General features: G+C 72.2%; 21 protein-coding genes. 7 read left to right on the forward strand and 14 right to left on the reverse strand.

The window, feature by feature from the left end:
• The first annotated feature begins 331 nt into the window (after positions 1 to 331).
• On the forward strand, positions 332 to 2,293 hold the full coding sequence (pknB, locus tag AB0E02_RS24080) for a Stk1 family PASTA domain-containing Ser/Thr kinase (protein ID WP_362142639.1): 1,962 nt from the start codon (positions 332 to 334) through the stop codon (positions 2,291 to 2,293).
• 51 nt (positions 2,294 to 2,344) lie between these two features.
• Positions 2,345 to 3,244 carry a deoxyribonuclease IV gene (locus tag AB0E02_RS24085; RefSeq protein ID WP_362142510.1) on the forward strand — a complete coding sequence of 300 codons (900 nt, stop codon included), beginning with the start codon at positions 2,345 to 2,347 and terminating at the stop codon, positions 3,242 to 3,244.
• A 33-nt stretch (positions 3,245 to 3,277) separates the two neighbouring features.
• On the opposite strand, the gene AB0E02_RS24090 is transcribed toward AB0E02_RS24085, so the two are convergent.
• Positions 3,278 to 3,901, reverse strand: coding sequence for a sulfite oxidase-like oxidoreductase (locus tag AB0E02_RS24090; protein WP_030415484.1), 624 nt, complete (start codon positions 3,899 to 3,901; stop codon positions 3,278 to 3,280).
• Positions 3,902 to 4,057: 156 nt separating this feature from the next.
• Here AB0E02_RS24090 and bfr point away from each other — a divergent pair, with 156 nt between their 5' ends.
• Positions 4,058 to 4,534: a bacterioferritin gene (gene bfr, locus AB0E02_RS24095; RefSeq protein WP_030415483.1), complete on the forward strand. Its 477-nt coding sequence runs from the start codon at positions 4,058 to 4,060 to the stop codon at positions 4,532 to 4,534.
• A gap of 3 nt (positions 4,535 to 4,537) precedes the next feature.
• Here the strand turns inward: bfr and AB0E02_RS24100 are convergent, their stop codons facing one another.
• Positions 4,538 to 4,843: a (2Fe-2S)-binding protein gene (locus AB0E02_RS24100; protein ID WP_362142513.1), complete on the reverse strand. Its 306-nt coding sequence runs from the start codon at positions 4,841 to 4,843 to the stop codon at positions 4,538 to 4,540.
• Between the two features lie 204 nt (positions 4,844 to 5,047).
• Positions 5,048 to 6,397 (reverse strand): class II 3-deoxy-7-phosphoheptulonate synthase, encoded by a 1,350-nt coding sequence (locus AB0E02_RS24105; RefSeq protein ID WP_362142515.1) that lies wholly within the window; start codon positions 6,395 to 6,397, stop codon positions 5,048 to 5,050.
• 265 nt (positions 6,398 to 6,662) lie between these two features.
• Between AB0E02_RS24105 and AB0E02_RS24110 the strand changes: the two genes are divergently transcribed.
• Positions 6,663 to 8,618: an anthranilate synthase family protein gene (locus tag AB0E02_RS24110; RefSeq protein ID WP_362142517.1), complete on the forward strand. Its 1,956-nt coding sequence runs from the start codon at positions 6,663 to 6,665 to the stop codon at positions 8,616 to 8,618.
• Here the strand turns inward: AB0E02_RS24110 and AB0E02_RS24115 are convergent.
• The 5 genes from AB0E02_RS24115 to AB0E02_RS24135 all read right to left on the reverse strand — a co-directional run bounded on the left by AB0E02_RS24115 (position 8,584) and on the right by AB0E02_RS24135 (position 13,709).
• Entirely contained in the window at positions 8,584 to 9,600 is a 1,017-nt protein-coding gene (locus tag AB0E02_RS24115; RefSeq protein ID WP_362142519.1) for a 2-hydroxyacid dehydrogenase, read from the reverse strand. The genes AB0E02_RS24110 and AB0E02_RS24115 overlap by 35 nt on opposite strands.
• A 110-nt stretch (positions 9,601 to 9,710) precedes the next feature.
• Positions 9,711 to 10,739 (reverse strand): 6-phosphofructokinase, encoded by a 1,029-nt coding sequence (locus AB0E02_RS24120; protein WP_362142521.1) that lies wholly within the window; start codon positions 10,737 to 10,739, stop codon positions 9,711 to 9,713.
• 212 nt (positions 10,740 to 10,951) lie between these two features.
• Positions 10,952 to 11,623, reverse strand: a complete 672-nt coding sequence (locus AB0E02_RS24125; RefSeq protein ID WP_030415477.1) for a response regulator transcription factor — start codon at positions 11,621 to 11,623, stop codon at positions 10,952 to 10,954.
• Positions 11,620 to 12,825, reverse strand: coding sequence for a DUF5931 domain-containing protein (locus AB0E02_RS24130; protein WP_362142640.1), 1,206 nt, complete (start codon positions 12,823 to 12,825; stop codon positions 11,620 to 11,622). The genes AB0E02_RS24125 and AB0E02_RS24130 overlap by 4 nt, the downstream gene beginning before the upstream one ends.
• Positions 12,826 to 12,974: 149 nt before the next feature.
• Positions 12,975 to 13,709: a lysophospholipid acyltransferase family protein gene (locus tag AB0E02_RS24135; protein ID WP_201802182.1), complete on the reverse strand. Its 735-nt coding sequence runs from the start codon at positions 13,707 to 13,709 to the stop codon at positions 12,975 to 12,977.
• Between the two features lie 208 nt (positions 13,710 to 13,917).
• On the opposite strand from AB0E02_RS24135, the gene AB0E02_RS24140 reads away from it, so the two are divergent.
• A complete protein-coding gene (locus tag AB0E02_RS24140; RefSeq protein ID WP_362142523.1) occupies positions 13,918 to 14,724 on the forward strand; it encodes an alpha/beta fold hydrolase in 807 nt (268 codons plus the stop codon).
• The gene (locus tag AB0E02_RS24145) at positions 14,711 to 15,250 is read left to right on the forward strand and encodes a hypothetical protein (protein ID WP_362142525.1); all 540 of its coding nucleotides are present in this window, start codon (positions 14,711 to 14,713) and stop codon (positions 15,248 to 15,250) included. The genes AB0E02_RS24140 and AB0E02_RS24145 overlap by 14 nt, the downstream gene beginning before the upstream one ends.
• Position 15,251: 1 nt before the next feature.
• On the opposite strand, the gene AB0E02_RS24150 is transcribed toward AB0E02_RS24145, so the two are convergent.
• The 6 genes from AB0E02_RS24150 to AB0E02_RS24175 all read right to left on the reverse strand — a co-directional run bounded on the left by AB0E02_RS24150 (position 15,252) and on the right by AB0E02_RS24175 (position 20,266).
• Positions 15,252 to 16,007 carry an endonuclease/exonuclease/phosphatase family protein gene (locus tag AB0E02_RS24150; protein WP_362142527.1) on the reverse strand — a complete coding sequence of 252 codons (756 nt, stop codon included), beginning with the start codon at positions 16,005 to 16,007 and terminating at the stop codon, positions 15,252 to 15,254.
• An 8-nt stretch (positions 16,008 to 16,015) separates the two neighbouring features.
• Positions 16,016 to 16,957, reverse strand: coding sequence for an ROK family glucokinase (locus AB0E02_RS24155; protein ID WP_362142529.1), 942 nt, complete (start codon positions 16,955 to 16,957; stop codon positions 16,016 to 16,018).
• Positions 16,958 to 17,013: 56 nt separating this feature from the next.
• Positions 17,014 to 17,490: a DUF5304 domain-containing protein gene (locus AB0E02_RS24160; protein ID WP_362142531.1), complete on the reverse strand. Its 477-nt coding sequence runs from the start codon at positions 17,488 to 17,490 to the stop codon at positions 17,014 to 17,016.
• Between the two features lie 107 nt (positions 17,491 to 17,597).
• Positions 17,598 to 18,800, reverse strand: a complete 1,203-nt coding sequence (locus AB0E02_RS24165; RefSeq protein WP_362142533.1) for an ArsA-related P-loop ATPase — start codon at positions 18,798 to 18,800, stop codon at positions 17,598 to 17,600.
• Positions 18,801 to 18,802: 2 nt separating this feature from the next.
• A complete protein-coding gene (locus tag AB0E02_RS24170; protein WP_030415468.1) occupies positions 18,803 to 19,303 on the reverse strand; it encodes an SRPBCC family protein in 501 nt (166 codons plus the stop codon).
• A gap of 186 nt (positions 19,304 to 19,489) precedes the next feature.
• Positions 19,490 to 20,266, reverse strand: coding sequence for a metallophosphoesterase (locus tag AB0E02_RS24175; protein WP_362142535.1), 777 nt, complete (start codon positions 20,264 to 20,266; stop codon positions 19,490 to 19,492).
• Between the two features lie 283 nt (positions 20,267 to 20,549).
• On the opposite strand from AB0E02_RS24175, the gene AB0E02_RS24180 reads away from it, so the two are divergent.
• The gene (locus AB0E02_RS24180; RefSeq protein ID WP_362142537.1) at positions 20,550 to 22,346 is read left to right on the forward strand and encodes an AMP-dependent synthetase/ligase; all 1,797 of its coding nucleotides are present in this window, start codon (positions 20,550 to 20,552) and stop codon (positions 22,344 to 22,346) included.
• Positions 22,347 to 22,416 lie beyond the last annotated feature (70 nt).

The following is a 22,416-nucleotide window of genomic DNA, read 5'->3' on the forward strand; positions in this document are numbered from 1 at the left end:
CGGAGGGGCCGGTTGTGTGGACGTAAAGCGTCAGCAGTCCACACAACCGGCCCCGCAGGCCCGTCACCGCACCCCAAACCCACCCAGCCCGCCGCAGGCGCAACGGCGAGACGACCCGCGGCGGGAGAGACGGGTACGTGCGGGGCGCCGCAAAGCGCAACGGCCAGACGCCCCGCGGCGGAACAGACGGCTACGTGCGCGGCGCCGCGAAGCGCAACGGCGAGCAACCCCGACGGCGGGACAGCCAGGTACGTACGCGGCCCCGCAAAGCGCAGCGCCCCGCGGCGCAGCAGACAGGTACGTGGGACGAATACACTCGCTTGCCGTGGATATGACGCTCCAAGATCCCCTCGTGGGTCAGCTGCTCGACGGCCGCTATCGCGTCCAGGCGCGCATCGCCGCAGGGGGGATGGCCACGGTCTACCGGGCCGTGGACACCCGCCTCGACCGGGTGCTCGCGCTGAAGGTGATGCATCCGGGCCTCGCCGAGGACGGTGCGTTCGTCGAGCGCTTCATCCGGGAGGCGAAGTCCGTCGCGCGGCTGTCGCACCCGAACGTGGTGGGCGTCTTCGACCAGGGCACCGACGGTACGTACGTCTATCTGGCGATGGAGTACGTCGCCGGCTGCACCCTGCGCGACGTGCTGCGCGAGCGCGGCGCCCTGCAGCCGCGGGCCGCGCTGGACATCCTGGAGCCGATCCTGGCGGCGCTGGGGGCCGCGCACCGCGCCGGGCTCGTGCACCGCGACATGAAGCCCGAGAACGTCCTCATCGGCGACGACGGGCGGGTCAAGGTCGCCGACTTCGGGCTGGTGCGGGCGGTGGACACCCACACCACCGCCTCGACCGGCTCGGTGCTGGGGACGGTCTCCTACCTGGCGCCCGAGCAGCTGGAGCACGGCACCGCGGACGCCCGGGTCGACGTCTACGCGTGCGGCGTGGTGCTCTACGAGATGCTCACCGGCGCCAAGCCGCACACCGGCGGCTCCGTGGCGCAGGTGCTCTACCAGCACCTGCACGAGGACGTCACGCCGCCGTCCGAGCGGGTGCCGGGGCTCGCCGGGCAGCTGGACGAGCTGGTCTCGCTGGCCACCGTCCGTGATCCGCAGGCGCGCCCGCAGGACGCGGTGGTACTGCTGTCGCGGGCCCGGGCGGTCCGGGCGGCGCTGACCGACGAGGAGCTGGACGTCGTCCCGCCGGGCGCCAAGGAGGTACCGGCGGACTCGGACGCGGAGGCCACGGACGTGATACCCCGGCCCGGTGGCGTACAGCCGCCGCTGCCGGGTGCGGACGAGGCGGCGCTGAACCGCACCAGCCGCCTGGAAGTGCCGCCGGTGCCGGAGGAGCGGACGGCTCGGCTGCGTCCGGCCCCGGCCGCGGCGCCCGCCGCGGCCGGCGGGCTGCTGCAGCGGCGCCGGCTGGCCACGATCATCGCGGCCGTGCTGCTGGTCCTCGGCGTGGGCACGGGCGTCTGGTACATCACTTCCGGCCAGTTCACCACCGTTCCCCCGGTGCTGGACATGACGCAGGCCAAGGCCGCCAAGACGCTGCGGGACGAGGGGCTGGGCGTCAAGGTCGTGCGCGGCTTCAGCTCCAATGTGGAGCGCGGGCACGTGATGAAGACCGACCCGGCGACCGGCGGGCGGATCCGCGGTACGGGGACGGTCACGATCACCGTCTCCCGCGGCCCGAATCACGTCACGGTGCCCGATCTGTCCGGCACTCCGGTCGCGGACGCCAAGCGGAAGCTGCGCGACCTCGGGCTGCGGCCGGGCACCGTGACCCGGGCGTTCGACAAGGACGTCGCCAACGGCTCGGTGATCCGTACGGACCCGGCCGCGGGCAGCGAGCGGCGCCCCGACACGGCGGTGGGGCTGACCGTCAGCCGGGGCGCACAGGTCGACATGCCGGACGTGACCGGCAGCGAGCGGGCCGATGCCGAGGCCGCGCTGCAGGCCAAGGGGCTGCATGTGAAGTTCGCCGCGGAGCCGGTGTTCTCGCCGCAGGACAAGGGCACGGTCGCCCGGCAGGACCCGGCGCAGGGGAAGCCGATCGGGACGGGCGAGACGGTCACCCTCACGCTCTCCAAGGGCCCGGAGATGGTCCCGGTGCCCGATGTGACCGGGAAGAACGTCGAGGACGCCAAGAAGGAGCTGACCGCGCTCGGCTTCCAGGTCGAGGTGAAGAAGCCGTTCCTGTTCCCGCAGGACGAGGTGGACACCCAGTCCGTCGACCCGGGCGAGAAGGCGCCGAAGGGCAGCACGATCACGATCAAGCTGAAGGGCGCCCTGTAGCGGGGGTGCCCCTCGGGACGGGGGCCGTCCGGCGCCTGGCACCCTTGGAGGGTGAGTGAAACCCCCTCCCCCCAGGACGCCGGACGGTCCGCCCGGGCCCGTAATCCGGTCGGCGGCCATGTGCCGGTGGCCGGCGGGCTGGCAAAGACCGGTATCGCCTACGCCCGTGAGATGGGCGCCGAGGCCGTGCAGGTCTTCGTGGCCAATCCGCGCGGCTGGGCGACGCCGCCCGGCAACCCCGAGCAGGACGAGGCGTTCCGGGCGGCCTGTGCGCTCATGGGCCTGCCGGCGTACGTCCATGCGCCGTACCTGATCAACTTCGGTTCGCACACCGAGGCCACCGTGGAGCGGTCGGTGGAGTCGCTGCGTCACTCGCTGCGGCGCGGCCGGGACATCGGCGCGCTCGGGGTGGTCGTGCACACCGGGTCCGCGACCGGCGGGCGGCCGCGTGCGGAGGCGCTGGCGCAGGTCAGGGCGCGGTTGCTGCCGCTGCTGGACGAGCTGACGCACCCCGACGACCCAGATCTGCTGCTGGAGTCGACCGCGGGTCAGGGCGCGTCGCTGTGTTCCCGGACCTGGGACTTCGGGCCGTACTTCGAGGCGCTGGACGCCCATCCGAAGCTCGGGGTCTGCCTGGACACCTGCCACATCTTCGCGGCGGGGCACGACCTGACCGGGCCGGACGGGATGCATCAGACCCTGGACCTGTTGGTCGACACGGTGGGCAAGGGGCGGCTGAAGCTGATCCACGCCAATGACTCCAAGGACGTGGTGGGCGCCCACAAGGACCGGCACGCGAACATCGGTGCCGGGCACATCGGTGAGGACGCGTTCCGGGCGCTGATGACGCACCCGGCCACCGAGGGCGTCCCGCTGGTCATCGAGACGCCGGGCGGCAAGGAGGGGCACGCGGGGGACGTCGAGCGGCTGAAGAAGCTCCGGGACGGCTGAGGCACAGCCCGGGGCGGCGCGACCCGGCCGGGGTCAGAGCTCGGGGCCGTCCCCGGGCTCCTCCTGGTAGGAGTAGCGCTGCTCCTGCCAGGGGTCGCCCAGGTTGTGGTAGCCGCGCTCCTCCCAGAAGCCGCGGCGGTCGGCCCGCATGTACTCGATGCCGCGGACCCATTTGGGGCCCTTCCAGGCGTAGAGGTGCGGCACGATCAGCCGGACCGGGAATCCGTGCTCGGCGGTGAGCAGTTCCCCCGAGCGGTGTGTGGCGAAAATGCAGTTCTCGGCGGCAAAATCCGCCAGCCGGAGATTCGAGCTGAAGCCGTATTCGGCCCACACCATCACATGGGTGACATCGGGCGCGGGCGGTGCGAGATCAAGAATGGTCTTGGTGAGCACCCCGCCCCATTCGGCGCCCAGCATGCTGAATTTCGTCACGCAGTGCATGTCGGAGACGACCGTGGCATACGGCAGCGCCGTGAATTCCTCGTGCGACCAGCAGTGTTTCGCGTCGTCCGCGGTGGCGCCGAAGGCGCGGAACTCCCAGCGTTCGGGGCGGAACTTCGGGACCGGGCCGTAATGCGTCACCGGCCAGCCCCGCTGGAGCCGCTGCCCCGGAGGAAGCTGCGGATGCTCCTCTTCGCGGCTTTCCGGCTGACCCATGCCCTCCATGTTGTCAGACCGGAAGGGGTGCCGATGACCAGGGAGGGAGAGAATCGGGCAACTCGTACTAAGCGTGTACTTACTGGACGGTCCGCCGAGGGCGGTGCGAGGATGCGCGGCACCTGCCCAGTTCTCGCGTGGAAGGAGCCCGCAGCCATGCAGGGCGACCCCGAGGTCATCGAATTCCTCAACGAGCAGCTGACCGCCGAGCTGACCGCCATCAACCAGTACTTCCTGCACGCCAAGATGCAGGAGAACTTCGGCTGGACCAAGCTCGCGAAGTACACCCGCGCCGAATCGTTCGACGAGATGAAGCACGCGGAGGTGCTGACCGACCGGATTCTCTTCCTCGACGGGCTGCCGAATTACCAGCGGCTGTTCCACGTGCGGGTCGGCCAGACCGTCACCGAGATGTTCCAGGCGGACCGGCAGATCGAGGTCGAGGCGATCGACCGGCTCAAGCGCGGTATCGAGCTGATGCGCAGCAAGGGCGACATCACGTCGGCGAACATCTTCGAGGACATCCTCGCGGACGAGGAGCACCACATCGACTACCTCGACACCCAGCTGGAGCTGGTGGAGAAGCTCGGGGAGGCGCTGTACATCGCCCAGGTGATCGAGCAGCCGAGCTGACGGCTACGCGGCCTCCGGGAGCGCCGCGGGCCCCGCGGCGTCCTCCTCCGCGTCCGCCGGCGACAGCCCGTCCGCCGGCGACAGCCCGGACGCTGCCCGCCCGTCCGCCAGCGGGTCGGCGCCGTTCTCGATGAGCTCCCGGCGCGGGCAGGCACCCCGCCCGAGCAGCGCCTGGATGCGGCGTACGCAGTTGCCGCAGTCGGTGCCGGCCTTGCAGGCGGAGGCGATCTGGCGGGGCGTGCAGGCGCCCGTCGCCGCGTGCGCGCGGACCTGCTGCTCGGTGACCCCGAAGCAAGAGCAGACGTACAACGCGGTGTCTCCTCCGTGAGGGGCGGGCTCGGGACGGTTCCGGCGACTGGTCGGCGGAAGGACCTCATCGACCGGTCCAGCCGATCTTGAGTGAGGTTACCCTTACCTTACCCGGCAGGTCCTGGCTCCACAACGCCCGGCGGGCCCCTGACAACGCAGTGGGGCGCGGATCACAGATCCGCGCCCCACTCACGTTCACCGCGATCACTGATCGCGGTACATCTCCGCCACCAGGAAGGCCAGGTCCAGCGACTGGCTGCGGTTGAGCCGCGGGTCGCAGGCGGTCTCGTAGCGCTGGTGCAGGTCGTCGACGAAGATCTCGTCGCCGCCGCCCACGCACTCGGTAACGTCGTCGCCGGTCAGCTCGACGTGGATGCCGCCCGGGTGCGTGCCGAGGCCCTTGTGGACCTCGAAGAAGCCCTTGACCTCGTCCAGCACGTCGTCGAAGCGCCGGGTCTTGTGCCCGGAGGCCGCCTCGAAGGTGTTGCCGTGCATCGGGTCGCAGATCCAGGCGACCTGCGCGCCGGAGGCGGTGACCTTGTCGACCAGCTCGGGGAGCTTGTCGCGGATCTTGTCCGCGCCCATGCGGGTGATGAAGGTCAGCCGGCCCGGCTCACGCTCCGGGTCGAGGCGCTCGATGAGGGTGAGCGCGTCCTCCGCGGTGGTCGTCGGGCCCAGCTTGACGCCGATCGGGTTGCGGATGCGGGAGGCGAACTCGATGTGCGCGTGGTCCAGCTGCCGGGTGCGCTCGCCGATCCAGAGCATGTGCCCGGAGACGTCGTAGAGGTTGCCGGTGCGCGAGTCCACCCGGGTCAGCGCCGACTCGTAGTCGAGCACCAGCGCCTCGTGGGAGGAGTAGAACTCCACCGTCCGGAACTCCTCCGGGTCCACCCCGCAGGCGTTCATGAAGTTCATCGCCCGGTCGATCTCGCGGGCCAGCGCCTCGTAGCGCTGCCCCGAGGGCGAGGACTTCACGAAGTCCTGGTTCCAGGCGTGCACCTGGCGCAGGTCGGCGTAGCCGCCGGTGGTGAAGGCGCGCACGAGGTTCAGGGTCGCCGCGGAGGCGTGGTACATCCGCTTCAGCCGCTGCGGGTCCGGGATGCGGGCCGCCTCGGTGAACTCGAAGCCGTTGACGGAGTCGCCGCGGTACGTCGGCAGGGTCACGCCGTCACGGGTCTCGGTGGGCTTGGAGCGCGGCTTGCTGTACTGGCCGGCGATCCGGCCGACCTTGACCACCGGCACCGAGCCGGCGTAGGTCAGGACGGCACCCATCTGCAGGAGGGTCTTGAGCTTGTTGCGGATGTGCTCGGCGGAGACGGCGTCGAAGGCCTCCGCGCAGTCGCCGCCCTGGAGCAGGAACGCCTCACCACGGGCGACGGCTCCCAGGCGCTCACGCAGCTGGTCGCACTCGCCCGCGAAGACGAGCGGCGGATAGGACTCGAGCTCCGCGATCACATCGCGCAGAGCCTCTTGGTCCGGCCAGTCAGGCTGCTGCGCCGCGGGAAGGTGTCGCCAGGTGTTGCCACCGGCGTGGGTTTCAGCGTTCACGGTCACATGCCCCACATTACGGGGTCCGGTGGGGGTGTCCGTCCGGCATCCGGACTGTGAGACGCACGGCACCCGGACGGTCCGGTAGGGTGCGCCGCATGTGTACGCGACCGATGCCGACCATGAACTGGTGGTGGACCGCTCTTCCGGCGGCCCACTGATTCGCGCGCACATCCCACACTCCGCGAAGGCCGCCCGAGGGCGGCCTTCGGCGTTTCCGGCGGTCGTCCCCCTCTTCCCCGGCCCTCCGGCCCACCCGGAAGGAACCGCCATGCACCGCGCCCGACCCGACGTCCGCCCCGATGCCGCCGCGCTCGTCCGGCGGCTGCTCGACCCCGCCGGCCCCCCGTTCGCCCTGCTGCGCCGCCGCTCCCCCGGCCGGGAGGCGGGAGACACCGTCGAGGTGCTGATCGGCGAGGTCACCGAGGTCGCGCGGCTGGCGGACATCCCACTGGGTGAGACGGCGCCCGGCGCGCCGGTGACCGACGCGCTCGCGCTGATCCCGTTCCGGCAGATCCGCGAGCGCGGCTTCCACGCCCATGACGACGGCACCCCGCTGGCCGTGCTGCGCCCCCGGGAGACCTGCGAGCTGCCGCTGGCGGAGGTGCTGGCGGCGCTGCCGGCGCACGACGTACGGGTGGCGGACGGGGCGTTCGACGTGTCCGACGAGCGGTACGCGGAGATCGTCGACCGGGTGGTGCGGGAGGAGATCGGCACCGGCGAGGGCGCGAACTTCGTCATCCGCCGGACGTTCGAGGGCTCGATCGCGGACTTCTCGGCGGCCGACGCGCTGGCGCTGTTCCGGCGGCTGCTGGCCGGTGAGCGCGGCGCGTACTGGACGTACGTCGTGCACCGCCCCGGTGTGCGCACGCTGGTCGGGGCGAGCCCGGAGGTGCACGTGCGGATGACCGGGGGGACCGTCGTGATGAATCCGATCAGCGGCACCTACCGGTACCCGGCCGGCGGGCCCACCGCGGAGAGCCTGCTGGCGTTCCTCGGCGACCGCAAGGAGGTCGAGGAGCTGTCCATGGTGGTGGACGAGGAGCTCAAGATGATGTGCACGGTCGGCGACCGGGGCGGGGTGGTGATCGGGCCCCGGCTGAAGGAGATGGCGCATCTCGCGCACACCGAGTACGAGCTGCGCGGCCGGTCCACCCTCGATGTGCGCGAGGTGCTGAAGGAGACGATGTTCGCGGCGACGGTCACCGGGTCGCCGGTGCAGAACGCCTGCCGGGTCATCGAGCGGCACGAGCCGGTCGGCCCGGACGGGCGGGGGCGCGGCTACTACGCGGGTGCGCTGGCGCTGATCGGCCGGGACGCGGGCGGTGCGCAGACGCTGGACTCGCCGATCCTGATCCGGACCGCGGACATCACCGCCGGGGGCCGGCTGCGGGTGCCGGTCGGTGCCACGCTGGTGCGTGCCTCCGATCCGGAGAGCGAGGTCGCCGAGACGCATGCGAAGGCGGCGGGCGTGCTGACCGCGCTGGGCGTACGCCCGGCACCGGCGGGCCCGGCGGACGGCGGGCGGCCGCCCCGGCTGGCCGACGATCCCCGGGTGCGCGCCGCCCTGGACGCCCGCCGGGCGGATCTGGCGCCGTTCTGGCTGCGGATGCAGACCACCGCGCCGACCGCCGAGCTGAGCGGGCACGCGCTGGTGATCGACGCGGAGGACACCTTCACCGCGATGCTGGCGCATCTGCTGCGGACGTCGGGGCTGACGGTGACGGTGCGCCGGTTCGACGAGCCGGGGCTGCGCGCGGCGGCCCTGGCGCACGAGGGCCCGGTCGTGCTGGGCCCGGGGCCGGGCGATCCGTCGGACGCGGCGGATCCGAAGATGCGTTTCCTGCGGTCGCTGACCGCGGAGCTGGTCGCCGGGCACCAGCACGGGTTGTTGGGCGTCTGCCTCGGCCATGAACTGCTCGCCGCGGAGCTGGGGTTGGAGATCGTCCGCAAGGAGGTGCCCTTCCAGGGGGCGCAGGAGCGGATCGACTTCTTCGGGCGGCCCGAGACGGTCGGCTTCTACAACACCTTCACGGCCCGCTGCGACGACCGCACGGAGGCCGAACTGGCCATGCACCGTGTGGAGTTGAGCCGGGACGCGGAGTCCGGTGAGGTGCATGCGCTGCGCGGTCCGGGTTTCGCGGGGGTGCAGTTCCACCCGGAGTCGGTGCTGACCCTGGACGGGGCCGCGGTCACCGCGCAGCTGCTGGCAGCTGTCCTCGTGTGACCAGCATGTTCTCGTTGGTGCGGTGGGCGAGGTAGTCCTCGACGTTGGTCACGGTGACCCCGGTGATCTGGCCCACCGCATCCTCGGTGAAGTACGCCTGGTGCGAGGTGACCAGCACGTTGGCGAAGGTCATCAGGCGGGCGAGGGTGTCGTCGTCGATGACGTCCAGGGACCGGTCGTGGTAGAAGAGCCCGGACTCCTCCTCGTAGACGTCCAGCGCGACGCCGGTGAGCCGGCCGGCCTTGAGCGTGCGGACCAGTGCCCGGGTGTCCACGAGGCCGCCGCGGCTGGTGTTGACCAGGATGGCGTCGTCCTTCGTGAGGGCCAGCGCGGCGGCGTCGACGAGGTGCCGGGTCTCGCCCGTCAGCGGGAGGTGTAGGGAGATCAGGTCGGCCTCGGCGAACAGCCGCTCGCGGGGGACGTACTTCATGCCCAGCGCCGTGCAGTGCGGGTTCTCGACGAGGTCCCAGCCCAGCAGCTCCATGCCGAAGCCGTGCGCGATCCGGGTGAACGCCTCGCCGATCCGGCCGGTGCCGAGCACGCCGGCGGTGCGGCCGCGCAGGTCGCGGCCCATCAGGCCGTTGAGCCGGAAGTCGAAGTTGCGGGTGCGCCGGGCGGCCCGCACGATCTTGCGGTCGACGGCCAGCGCGAGCGCCCAGGCGAATTCCGCCACCGCGTACGGGGAGTAGTGGGAGACCCGGCCGATGCTCATCCCGAGATCGGCCGCGGCCTCCAGGTCGATGTTGTTGAAGCCCGTGGAGCGCTGGGCGACCATCTTCGTCCCGCCGGCCGCGAGGGTCTGCAGCACATCGGCGCCCAGGTCGGCGTTGACGTCGGAGCTGATGACCTCGTAGCCGTGGGCGATCGGGGCGGTGTCGCGGTTGAGGACCACGTCCAGGCTGCGGACCTGGTGGCGGCCGGCGAAGGCGCGCTCCAGGAACGGCCGCTCGTCCGCCTGCACGCCGAAGGCGACGATCTCCACGTTCCCTCCCGCCGGTACGTGCTCACCAGGAGCAAGGGGCCGGATATGTCGTGTATGGCGAATATACGGCCCCTCGCCCGGCGGTGCCGCCCGGAGCGGCGGCGCCCTGGTCAGCCGAAGAAGACCCCGGCCTCGGCGTAGAGCGCCGGGTCGACGGTCTTCAGCTTGGCGGTCGCCTCGGAGATCGGCACCCGGACGATGTCGGTGCCGCGCAGTGCGACCATCGTGCCGAAGTCGCCGTCGTGCACCGCCTCGATGGCGTGCAGGCCGAATCGGGTGGCCAGCCAGCGGTCGAAGGCGCTGGGCGTACCGCCGCGCTGGGTGTGGCCGAGGACGGTGGTCCGGGCCTCCTTGCCGGTGCGCGATTCGATCTCCTTGGCCAGCCACTCCCCCACGCCGGAGAGCCGGACGTGGCCGAAGGAGTCCTGGGAGTCGTCCTTGAGCACCATCTGACCGTCCTTGGGCATCGCGCCCTCGGCGACCACCACGATCGGGGCGTAGCGGACCTTGAAGCGGGACTCGATCCACCCGCAGACCTGATCGACGTCGAAGCGCTGCTCGGGGATGAGGATGACGTTGGCGCCGCCGGCGAGGCCGGAGTGCAGCGCGATCCAGCCGGCGTGCCGGCCCATGACCTCGACGACCAGGACCCGCATGTGCGATTCGGCGGTGGTGTGCAGCCGGTCGATGGCCTCGGTGGCGACGCCGACGGCGGTGTCGAAGCCGAAGGTGTAGTCCGTGGCCGAGAGGTCGTTGTCGATGGTCTTGGGGACGCCGACGCAGGGGACGCCGAACTCGCCGGACAGCCGGGTCGCCACGCCCAGGGTGTCCTCGCCGCCGATCGCGATCAGCGCCTCGACCTCCTGCTTGGCGAGCGTCTCCTTGATCCGGCGGACGCCGTCCTCGGCGTTGAAGGGGTTGGTCCGCGAGGAGCCGAGGATGGTGCCGCCGCGGGGCAGGGTGCCGCGCACCGCGGGGATGTCCAGCGGCACCGTGTCGTTCTCCAGCGGCCCGCGCCAGCCGTCCCGGAAGCCGAGGAAGTCGTAGCCGTATTCCTGGGTGCCCTTGCGGACGATTGCCCTGATCACCGCGTTCAGTCCGGGGCAGTCGCCGCCGCCGGTCAGTACTCCGACCCGCATCGCTGCAATCACCTACATCCCGTCAGTGGCCGCGCACGGCCGTGGTTGAGCTGACGCCGGTCACGCTAATGGTGATCTGGGTCACTCCGGGATGCCGGGAGCGGCGGTTCCGGTGATTTTTGGGGGAGTTGACGTCCCGTCTTCACCCGTACGAGCGGATCGATCATGCCCGGCCGCCGTCTCCCCCTCCGGGAAGCCGGCCCGGGCGCGGCTCAGTCCTCGTCCAGACCGCGCTCTATGGCGTACCGCACCAGCTCGACGCGGTTGTGCAACTGCAGCTTGCCGAGGGTGTTCTGGACGTGGTTCTGCACCGTGCGGTGCGAGATGACCAGCCGCTCGGCGATCTGCTTGTACGAGAGGCCCTTGGCGACCAGGCGCAGGACCTCGGTCTCCCGCTCCGTCAGCCGCGGGGCGCCCGGCTCGTCGGCGGTCGCCGGCGCCGGCTCCGTGGCCAGCCTGCGGTACTCGCCGAGCACCAGGCCCGCGAGGCCGGGGGTGAACACCGCGTCCCCGGCGGCCGTGCGCCGCACCGCGTCCAGCAGCTCCTCGGTGCTCGCCGACTTCAGCAGATAGCCGGTCGCACCGGACTTGACCGCCTCCAGCACATCGGCGTGCTCCCCGCTCGCCGACAGCACCAGCACCCGCAGCGCCGGATTGGCGCCGACCAGCTCCTGGCAGACCCGTACGCCGGGCAGGCCCGGCAGATTGAGGTCCAGCACCAGCACGTCCGGCGAGGCGGCCTGCGCCCGGCGGACCGCCTGGAGGCCGTCACCGGCCGTCGCCACCACCTCGAACCCGGCCTCGGCCAGGTCCCGCGCGACCGCGTCGCGCCACATCGGGTGGTCGTCGACCACCATCACCTTCAGGCCCGTCTGCTCCGTCATGCCCGGGTCTTCCCCCGCCTTCCGCCCTCGGGCGCCGTGCCCTTGGGGACCGTCAACTCCACTTCCGTGCCCTGGCCGGGGACCGAGACCCATTCCGCGGTGCCGCCGAGGTCCCGCAGCCGGCCGCGGATCGACAGGGCCACCCCCAGGCGGCCCTCGCGCTCGGCGTCCGCGAGGCGGCCCTCGGGGATGCCGGGGCCGTCGTCGCGGACCGTCACGATCACCGCGTGCGGTTCGTCCTCCACCAGGATCCATGCCTGGGCGCCGTCCCCCGCATGGACCCGTACATTGTCCAACGCGGCACTGACAGCGGCCGCGAGCTCCGCCGCCGCGGCGGCCGGCAGCTCGACCGGGGCGCCCGGCTCGGAGAAGGTCACCCCGGCACCCGCGTACGGCGCGAGCAGTGCCCGGACGTCACAGGGCCCGTCGGCGGCCGGCGGCGGGGGCGGCACGGGCACCGCGGCCGGCGTCGGCGCCAGGACCGGGGCGGCCGGCCGCAACACCGGGCCGCCGGAGACCAGGGTGCGCAGCGCGACCTCCTGTTCGCCCGCCATCCGGCCCAGCTCCGCCGCCTCGCCGCCGATCGCGGCACCGCGCCGCTGCACCATCGCCAGGACCTGCAGCACGCTGTCGTGGATGTCGCGGGCCAGCCGCTCCCGTTCGCGGGTGGCGGCCTCGACCTGCAGGGCCCGGGCGAGGGTGCGCTCACTGGCCCGGGCGACCTCGACGACGTACCCGAGGCCGACGCTGGCCACCCACACCAGGATCACGTTGTGGAGGGTGTCGCGGGCCAGCACCTCGCGTTCGACGAGGTTGGCGGCCGCCACCGCGCTGGAGGCGACCGCGGCCCAGCGCCAGCCGCCCTTGATCGCGAAGCCGAGGACGGCGCCGGCCGCCCAGATGGAGGGCAGCGTGGGCGAGCCGCCCATGATGCGCGCGTGGCTGTCGACCACCGTCGTGAGCAGGATGCCGCCCACCGCGAAGCTCAGGTCGGTGATGAGGAAGCGGCGGGTGCAGCGCTCCGGCGAGGTCGTCCGCCGCCAGGTCAGCGCCATCCAGACGGTGAGCGCGCCCATGTAGGCGGCGGCCACCAGCGGATGCTCGTACTTGCCGTACGACATCGCGTCCAGCGCCAGGACGTAGAGCAGGGTGAGGATCCGGTAGCCGGTGAGCGCACGCCACAGCGGCAGCTCGACGGACATCCGCAGCACCTTCGGAGGGCGCTTGCCGTGGCGCCGGGCGGCGGCCATGCCGCCGGTCACCGTCCGTATGTCCGCATCCGTCATTGCCGGCCCCCACCCCTCACCGGACGCACCCGCGCCCGGCCTCGGCCCTGCCCGTCCTTGTCGGCCTATTCGGCGGCGGCCTTCTTGGCCTGCTCCGCCTCGGCCTTCTTCTTCGCCTCCGCGGCCTTCGCCGCGTCCGCGATCTGCCGCTTGGCGGCGGTCGCGTAGATGTCCACGTACTCCTGGCCGGAGAGCTTCATGATCTCGTACATGACCTGGTCGGTGACCGACCGCAGGATGAAGCGGTCGCCCTCCATGCCCTGGTAGCGGGTGAAGTCCAGCGGCTTGCCGATACGGATCCCCGGCCGGATCATCTTCGGCACGACCTTGCCCGGAGGCTGCACCTTCTCGGTGTCGATCATCGCCACGGGGATGACCGGCGCGCCGGTGGCCAGCGCCACCCGGGCCAGGCCGCCCGGCTTGCCGCGGTAGAGCCGGCCGTCCGGGGAGCGGGTGCCCTCCGGGTAGATGCCGAACAGCTCACCGCGCCTGAGGACCTCTATGCCGCTCTTGATCGCCGCCTCGCCCGCGCCGCGGGCGCCCGAGCGGTCCACCGGCAGTTGGCCCACGCCCTTGAAGAACGCGGCGGTCAGCTTGCCCTTGACGCCCGGGGAGGTGAAGTACTCCGACTTCGCGATGAAGGTGACCTTGCGGTCGAGCACCGCGGGCAGGAAGAACGAGTCCGAGAAGGACAGGTGGTTGCTCGCGAGGATCGCCGGACCCTCGGCGGGAACGTTCTCGATGCCTTCCACCCAGGGCCTGAAGGCAAGCTTCAGCGACCCGCCGAGGGAAAACTTCATTGCGCCGTAGATCAACCGACTGCCTCCTGTGTGTGACGCAAAGACCTTAACCTGCCCCGGTGGCACGCTCGCCCCGACCGGGCGTTCAAGGCCTCGCGGGAGTACCGGCGGTCCGGCCGGGCCGCGCGCCGTCGGACCTATCCGCCCGCCGTCACTTTGCGTACCCTGAGGTAACTCGCCAGGTCCCCTTATCGAACGGAGTCCCCCGGTGCCGCTCCTTCCCGGAGCCGAGCCGTTCCGCCGCGACGGCGGAGAGGTCGGCGTCCTTGTGTGCCACGGCTTCACCGGCTCCCCCCAGTCCCTGCGCCCCTGGGCCGAATATCTGGCCGACCGGGGGCTGACCGTCTCCCTTCCGCTGCTGCCCGGTCACGGCACCCGCTGGCAGGACCTGCAGATCACGACCTGGCAGGACTGGTACGCCGAGGTCGACCGCGAACTGCGGGCGCTGACCGAGCGCTGCTCGAAGGTCTTCGTCTGCGGCCTGTCGATGGGCGGCGCGCTGGCGCTCCGGCTGGCCGCCAGACACGGCGCCGCGGTCAGCGGGGTGGTCGTGGTCAACCCGGCCAACAAGGTCCATGATGCCGCGGCGCCGCTGCTTCCGGTGCTGCGCCATCTGGTCCGCACGACCAAGGGCGTGTCCAACGACATCGCCAAGCCCGGCGCCGAGGAGCTGGCCTACGCCCGGGTGCCGCTGCACGCCGCGTACTCGCTGCGCCGCTTCTTCCAGCTGGTGGACTCCGAACTCCCTTCCGTCACCCAGCCGTTGCTGGTGATGACCAGCCCGCAGGACCACATCGTCACGCCGGTGGACTCCGAGCGGATCCTCGCCCGGGTCTCCTCGACGGACGTCCGGCAGACCCTGCTGGAGCGCAGCTACCACGTCGCCCCGCTCGACCACGACGCGGAGAAGATCTTCGAGGACACCTTCGCCTTCGTCTCCCGGCTCGCCCCGCAGGCGGGGCCGGACGCCGTGGACGCGGCCCGGAAGGGGACGGCGGCCAGTGGCGGAGCGTAGCCCCCGCGACCCCCGGGACCCGCTGGACGAGGAAGCCGCCTGGGCGGAGATCGTCGCGGGCTACGGCGAGCAGCCGTCGGTCCCCACGGACGACGACGCGCCCGCCGAGCAGCCCGACGAGGACGGCGGGGCGAAGGACCGCAAGGGCGGGCCCGGCGACCCGGGCAAGGCCGGCACCGACCGCCCGGGCAGCTTCGTGGTCTACGCACCGGGCGTCGGCCCGCGGGACTGGAAGGCCGCCGAACCGTCCGACGACGACTTCGACGAGACCGACGAGGGCCACTTCACCCCGCCCGAGCCGCCGCCGCTGCCGAAGGCCGACACCACCACCAAGTTCGCCTGGCTCGCGGTGCTCGGCGGCCCGCTGCTGCTGATCGCCCTGGTGGTCTTCGAGCAGCCGGTGACGTGGTGGAGCACGGTCCTGGGCATCGGCGGCTTCCTCGGCGGCTTCGCCACGCTCGTGGCCCGGATGAAGAACGACGACGAGGACGACGACCAGCTGCCGGGCGGCGGCGCGGTGGTGTGAGTCAGTCCCCGATCGGCACCCGCAGGGCGGCCAGCACCGGCAGATGATCCGAGGCGGCCAGCAGGTCCGCCGCGCGTACGCCGGGGAGCCCGTGCGGCACCCCGCAGCCCAGCACCTCGACGCCGTCCGTGGTGAGGACGGCGTCGATGCGCTGCACCGGCTCGTGGGGCGTGGAGGTGAACTCCCCGCCCCACGGCTCGGCCGCCCAGGCGTCCGTGAGCCGGTCCGCCAGCCGCCGGAAGCTGCGGCCCTCCGGCCGGTCGTTCAGGTCGCCGCCGACGACCGCGTGCCGCGTCCCGAGGGCGGCCAGCCGCTCCAGCAGCAGCCCGGCCTGCTCGTACCGCTCCCGGTCGGCGAGGCTGAGGTGAGCGCTGACGACGCCGAGCCGGGCCCCGCCGATGCGGACCACGGCGGTGGCCAGACCGCGCTGGTGCAGGCCGGGGGTGCGGGGCAGCAGGACGTCCTCGGTGCGCTCCACATGGGCGCGGAGCGTGCAGAGGATCATCGGGCCCGCGGTCGTCCCGCCGCCGGTGACGTACACCAGGCCGGCCGAGCGGGCCAGCCGCTCGGCGGTCTTGCGCCAGCGGAAGAACCGCGGCGCCTCCTGGATGAGCACGAGATCGGCGGCGCAGGCCCGGATGACCCTGGCCAGCGCCGCCCGGTCGTCGCGCATCGAGCGGATGTTGTAGCTGAGCACGCGGACCCGGACGGCGTCCTCCTCGGTGCCGGACGCCGGGAGTCCGGGGTGCTCGGCCACCACCGCGGTCAGCCCTGGCGCGCCAGGTCGGCCGCCCCCACCAGTCCGGCCTTGCCGCCCAGCTGGGCGGCGAGGACCTGGGCGTGCGGCCGCCACTGGTTGCCGACCAGCCAGCGGCGGAAGGACTTCCGGATCGGTTCGAGGACCAGCTCGCCCTCGTCCGAGACGCCGCCGCCGACGATGAAGGCCGACGGGTCGAACAGCGAGGCCAGGTCGGCGAGACCGGCACCGGCCCAGCGGGCCAGCTCCCGGAACGAGTCGATGGCGACCGGGTCGCCCTGGCGGGCGGCCTGGCTGACGTGCCGGCCCTCGATGCCCTCGGAGGTGCCGTCGCCGAGCGAGAGCAGGATCTGGGCGTTCTCGGGGGTCGCGAAGGCGCGCTGCCTGGCGTAGCGCAGCAGGGCGCGGCCGGAGGCGTACTGCTCCCAGCAGCCCTGGCTGCCGCAGCCGCACAGCAGGCCGTCCGGCACGACCCGGATGTGGCCGAACTCCGCGGCGACGCCGAAGCGGCCGCGGCGCAGCTTGTTGCCGATGATGATGCCGCCGCCGAGGCCCGTGCCGAGCGTGATGCAGATGACGTCGCTGTGGCCCTGGCCGGCACCGAAGCGGTACTCGCCCCAGGCGGCGGCGTTGGCGTCGTTCTCGACGACGACGGGGAGGCCGACGCGCTGTTCGACCTTGTCCTTGAGTGGTTCGTGGCGCCAGTCGATGTTCGGTGCGAACAGGACCGTGGCGCGCTTCTCGTCGACGTAGCCGGCGGCCCCGATGCCCACCGCCTCGATGTGGTGGCCGGCACCTACCGTGCGGACCGCGTCCGCGATGGCCTCGGTCAGGGCATCGGTGGCCTGGGGGGTCGGTACCTTGCACGTCTCAAGGATCGAACCCTCTTCGTCGACCACGCCGGCCGCGATCTTCGTGCCGCCGATGTCGACGCCGATGGTGAGTCCCATGTGTCCCTCAGTTTTTCGCTCGAACCCCGCCGGGACCCACCGTACCGGAGCCCGGGTCAGTCGAGATCGATTCGCTCGGTGCCGGTGGGACCGTCGTCGTCCCGCGGGTCGTCGGCACGGCCGGTGCCGGGCCGTTCGGTGGCGTCGTCGCGGGTCCAGCGGCGCTCGCTGCGCTCGACGGCGGAGCGGTAGGCGGCGACGATCTCGGAGCCGGCCGCGGCGAGGTGGTCGAAGACGTCGGGGTTGCGCTCGATGACCGGTTCGACGGCGGCCCGGGCCTGCTTGAACAGCTGGCTCACGGCGCTCTGCGCGGCCGTCCCGCCGAGTGCGCCGGGCAGCTGGATGCCGGCGAGCTTGTCGGTGACCGCCTCGGCGAGCTTGCGCAGTTCCTCGGCGGCGCTGCCCGGCTGGGGGCCGTACTCGGACCGGCGGCGGGCCTTCTCCGCGGCGAGGTCCTCGGCGCAGGCGGCCTCCCAGGCGTCGGCGTCGGGCCCGGCCGCGCGGTCGGCGGGGCGCTCGGTGGCATCGCTCATGATGAACTCCGTGGACTGCGGCAGGGCGGTACGGCGAGTCGGGACGGGTGCACGCGGGGGCGGGTTCCTGGCCCACCCCCGACGTTACCCGAACGGTGGTACCGCGTTCAGTCGCTCTTGGGCCACAGGCCGGGATCCGGGGTGAAGCGGATCTCCAGGACGCCGTCGCGGAGGCCGGCGCCGGAGACGGAGCAGCGGCGGAGCGCGGAGGGCAGGGTGCGGATCCGGCGGAAGCGGCCGACCGTCACCACGATCTCGTCGCCGCGGCGCACCAGGCCGAGGCCCCGGCGCTCGGCACCGGGCAGCGGTACCCGCCAGACCAGGATGCCGTCGGTGGCGAGCCGGTCCTCGACGGTCCAGGGGTCGCGGCGGTCGGCCGCCGCGGGGCCCGGGACGCCGATCCCGCCGTCCGGTCCGCCGATCAACTCGTCGAGCTCGGCGACGCCCTGGGGGTCTCGGCCCAGGTGCGGCACCTCGTGGACGGGGACGTCGGGGAACTCCTCGCGCAGCGCCTTGAGGGCGGTCTGCTGGCTGCCGGAGAGCGCGGCGAGGAAGGGGTCGGCGGAGCCGGTGGGCAGCAGCCGGTTGACGACCACGCCGTCGGTGCGGCGGCCGTGCAGGGCCAGGCCGGCGCGGATGGTGCGCAGGTTGGCGGCGGCGACCGGGCCGGCCTCGGTGACCAGGCGGACGGAGGTGCCGGGGTCGTCGATGGCCTGCTGGACGGCGGCGAGTTCGGTCTCCCAGCGGCCGGCGGCGTCGTACAGCTTCTGGGCCGGCATGGGGACGCCGGCGAGCTGGGCGAGGACCGGGCGCAGCGCGCGGGCGGCCTGGCGCTCGGGCGGCAGCAGCCGGCGGAGGTAGCGGCGGACCTGGGCGGGGAGCGCCAGCAGCCGGATCGTTTCGGCCGCCGAGGGCATGTCGACTACGACCAGGTCCCAGTCGTCCGAGGCGTGTTCGGCGCGCAGCGCCTGGAGCAGGGCGAAGTCCTCGGCGCCGGGGAGTTCGGTCAGTTCGTCCTCGTCGAGGGGCGCGGCGCCCAGCAGGTCGAGGGCGGCGCCGGCGCGCTCCTGGAAGGCGAGGAACTCCTGGCGGAAGCGGTCACCGGGGTCGATGCGCCGGGCGTGCAGGCCGGGCGCTATCGGGGTGGGCCGCTCGGCGCCGAGGGGGGTGCCGAGGACCGCTTCGCAGGCGCTGGGCTCGGTGGTGAGCAGCAGGGCCCGGGCGCCCTGGCGGGCGCCGGCCAGGGCGGTCGCGGCGGCGAGCGTGGTGCGGCCCGCGCCGCCGGGGCCGGTGACGAGGACGGTGCGCACGCTCAGAGCTTCTTGGCCTCGTCGGCGGGCGCGGCCTCGTCGGCGGGCGCCGGGTCGGCGTCGGGGCGGCTCTCGACGCGCCGCTTCAGCCCTTCCAGGGCACGCTCGATGATGACCTTCTCGGCCTTGCGCTTGATCATGCCGAGCATCGGGATCTTGACGTCGACGGTGAGCTGGTACGTGACCTCGGTGACGGTGCCGTCCTTCAGTGCGGCGAGGCGGTAGGAACCGTCCAGGGCGCGCAGCATCTGGGACTTGACCAGGGACCAGCTGACCTCGTCGGCGCCGGTCCAGGTGTAGGCGAGGGTGTGGTCGTCCTTGATCGCGCCGGCGTCGAGCAGCAGGCGGACCTGTACGGCGCGGCCCTGGTCGTCCGTGGCGAGCACCTCCGCCTCCTTGACCTCTCCGGTCCACTCCGGGTAGCGGTCAAAGTCGGCGATCACTCCCATCACTTCGGCGGGCGCCGCCTCGATCGTGATGCTAGAGCTGGTGTGTTCGGCCATCGCCGTGACTCCTCCATGCCGATTCGTGCCGGTCCGCCGACGCTCACGCGGTGTCCGCAAGGTGCTGTCTCTGCTGCTGAAGGCTACCGCGCGGGGAAACGGGAGCGGACGCAGCCATACGCAGTCATACGCAGCCGTACGCAGCCGGTGCGCAGACCGGACACGGCCGGCCGGGCCCGCCCGGGCTCACCACGTCAGGGCGAAGGGCCGGCCGGTGGCATTGAAATGGCCGACATTGACGCATTCGGTGTCGCCGATGCGCATCCTGCGGGCGAGCGGCTGGTGGACGTGGCCGAAGAGGGAGTAGCGGGGGCGGGTGGTGCGGATGGCGTCCAACAGGGCGCTGCTGCCGCGTTCGAAGCGGCGGGCGACGGTGTCGTAGCAGAGCTCGGGGACGTCCGGCGGGATGTGGGTGCACAGCACGTCCACCTCGCCGACCGCCTCGATCTTGGCGGCGTACTCCTCGTCGCTGATCTCGTACGGGGTCCGCATGGGGGTGGTGAGGCCGCCGCCGACGAAGCCGAAGACCCGGCCGCCGATCTCCACCCGTTGCCCGTCGAGGACGGTGGTGCCGGGTCCGGCGTATTCGGGCCACAGGCGCGGCATGTCGACGTTGCCGTAGGTGGCGTACGTGGGGGTCGGGAAGGCCGCGAAGAGTTCGGCGTACTGCTTGCGGACCGCGCCCTCGATGACCGCCTCGCGGCTGTGGCCGGCGGCGTCGAGTTCGGCCCAGAGCCGGCGGCCCAGCTCGCGGGCCTCGTCGAAGCGGCGGGCGGTGCGCAGTTCGACGAGGGTGTCGGCGTGCGCGACGCCGAAGAGGTCGGGGAAGATGCCGCGCGAGTGGTCGGCGTAATCGAGGAAGAGCACCAGGTCGCCGAGGCAGACCAGGGCGTCGGCACCGTTCCCGGCCGCCGCCAGGTCCCGGCTGTTGCCGTGAACGTCACTGACCACATGCACGCGCATGGCGTCACCCTAGATCGCCCGCCCTGCGACGGGGAGGGCCCCCTCCGGTTCACCGGGGCCGCGGTTACTTTCGGGTCACCGACCCGCTGGTCTAGTCTGCGCGGAACAGTCCCCATGGCGTGTCCGCAGGCGTGTGACGCATCAAACATCTGGCCGTGACCCCCTATCCCAAAAGCAATACCGGTGGGTAACGTCCGGGCAGTCCAATCCCCCAGCTTGATCATGGACCGCCGCCGGTGTGCACACAGCGTCGTGGCGCCGGCGCTTTTGAGGAGCAGCAGTCTTGCGCGAGTTCAGCCTTCCGGCCCTGTACGAGGTCCCCGCGGACGGCAATCTGACGGATCTCATCCGCCGAAATGCCGCGCAGCACCCGGATGTTGCCGTCATGGGGCGCAAGGTGAACGGCGGGTGGCAGGACGTCACCGCCGCCACCTTCCTCGCCGAGGTCCGCGCCGCCGCCAAGGGCCTGATGGCGTCCGGCATCCGGCCCGGCGACCGGGTGGGGCTGATGTCGCGCACCCGTTACGAGTGGACGCTGCTGGACTTCGCCATCTGGAGCGCCGGCGCGATCACCGTGCCCGTGTACGAGACCAGTTCCGCCGAGCAGATCCAGTGGATCCTCGGCGACTCGGGCGCGGTGGCCTGTCTGGTGGAGACGCCCACCCACGAGGCGACCGTCGAATCGGTCCGCGACCGGCTGCCCGAGCTGGAGAACATCTGGCAGATCGAGCGTGACGCGATCGCCCGGCTGCGGGCCGCCGGCGACGGGATCACCGACGACGAGGTGGACGCCCGCAGCGCCCTCGCCGACGCGGACGCGCCCGCCACGATCGTCTACACCTCCGGTACCACCGGCCGCCCCAAGGGCTGTGTGCTCAGCCACCGCAGCTTCTTCGCCGAGTGCGGCAACGTCGTCGAGCGGCTGCGTCCGCTCTTCCGCACCGGTGACTCCTCGGTCCTGCTCTTCCTGCCCATCGCCCACGTCTTCGGGCGCCTGGTGCAGGTCGCCTCCGTGATGGCCCCGATCAAGCTGGGCCACGCCCCCGACATCAAGAACCTCACCGAGGACCTCGCGTCCTTCCGGCCGACGCTGGTGCTGGGCGTGCCGCGGGTCTTCGAGAAGGTCTACAACTCGGCGCGGGCCAAGGCGCAGGCCGACGGCAAGGGCAAGATCTTCGACAAGGCGGCGGACACCGCGATCGCCTACAGCCGGGCGCTGGACACCCCCGACGGCCCGCCGCTCGGCCTGAAGCTCAAGTACAAGGTCTTCGACCGGCTGGTCTACGGCAAGCTGCGCGCCGTGCTCGGCGGCCGGGCCACCCACGCGATCTCCGGCGGCGCGCCGCTCGGCGAACGGCTGGGCCACTTCTACCGCGGCATCGGCTTCACCGCCCTGGAGGGCTACGGCCTGACGGAGTCGTGCGCGGCCACCGCGTTCAACCCGTGGGACCGCCAGAAGATCGGCACCGTCGGCCAGCCGCTGCCCGGTTCGGTGGTCCGGATCGCCGACGACGGCGAGGTCCTGCTGCACGGCGAGCACCTCTTCACCGAGTACTGGAACAACCCCACGGCCACCGAAGAGGCGCTGTCCGACGGCTGGTTCCACACCGGCGACCTCGGCACCCTCGACGAGGACGGCTATCTGGCCATCACCGGGCGCAAGAAGGAGATCCTGGTGACCGCGGGCGGCAAGAACGTCGCGCCGGCCGTCATCGAGGACCGCATCCGGGCGCACGCCCTGATCGCCGAGTGCATGGTCGTCGGCGACGGCCGGCCGTTCATCGGCGCGCTGATCACCCTCGACGAGGAGTTCCTGCCGCGCTGGGCCCAGGAGCACGGCCACCCGGCCGGCAGCACCCCGGCCGAACTGGCCACCGATCCGGAGCTGCTCGCCGCGGTCCAGCGGGCCGTCGACGACGGCAACGCGGCCGTCTCGCAGGCCGAGTCGGTGCGCAAGTTCCGTATCCTGCCGGCCCAGTTCACCGAGGAGTCGGGCCATGTCACGCCCTCGCTGAAGCTGAAGCGGAACGTGGTCGCGAAGGACTTCGCGGAGGAGATCGAGGCGATCTACCGGGGCTGACGACATCCCTGGTGATCATGGCCGGAATCCGCCGCCGTGGCTGTGTGCCGCGGCGGCGGTTCGCGTAGGG

Source organism: Streptomyces sp. NPDC048196 (assembly GCF_040652715.1).
Taxonomy (GTDB): domain Bacteria; phylum Actinomycetota; class Actinomycetes; order Streptomycetales; family Streptomycetaceae; genus Streptomyces; species Streptomyces siderophoricus.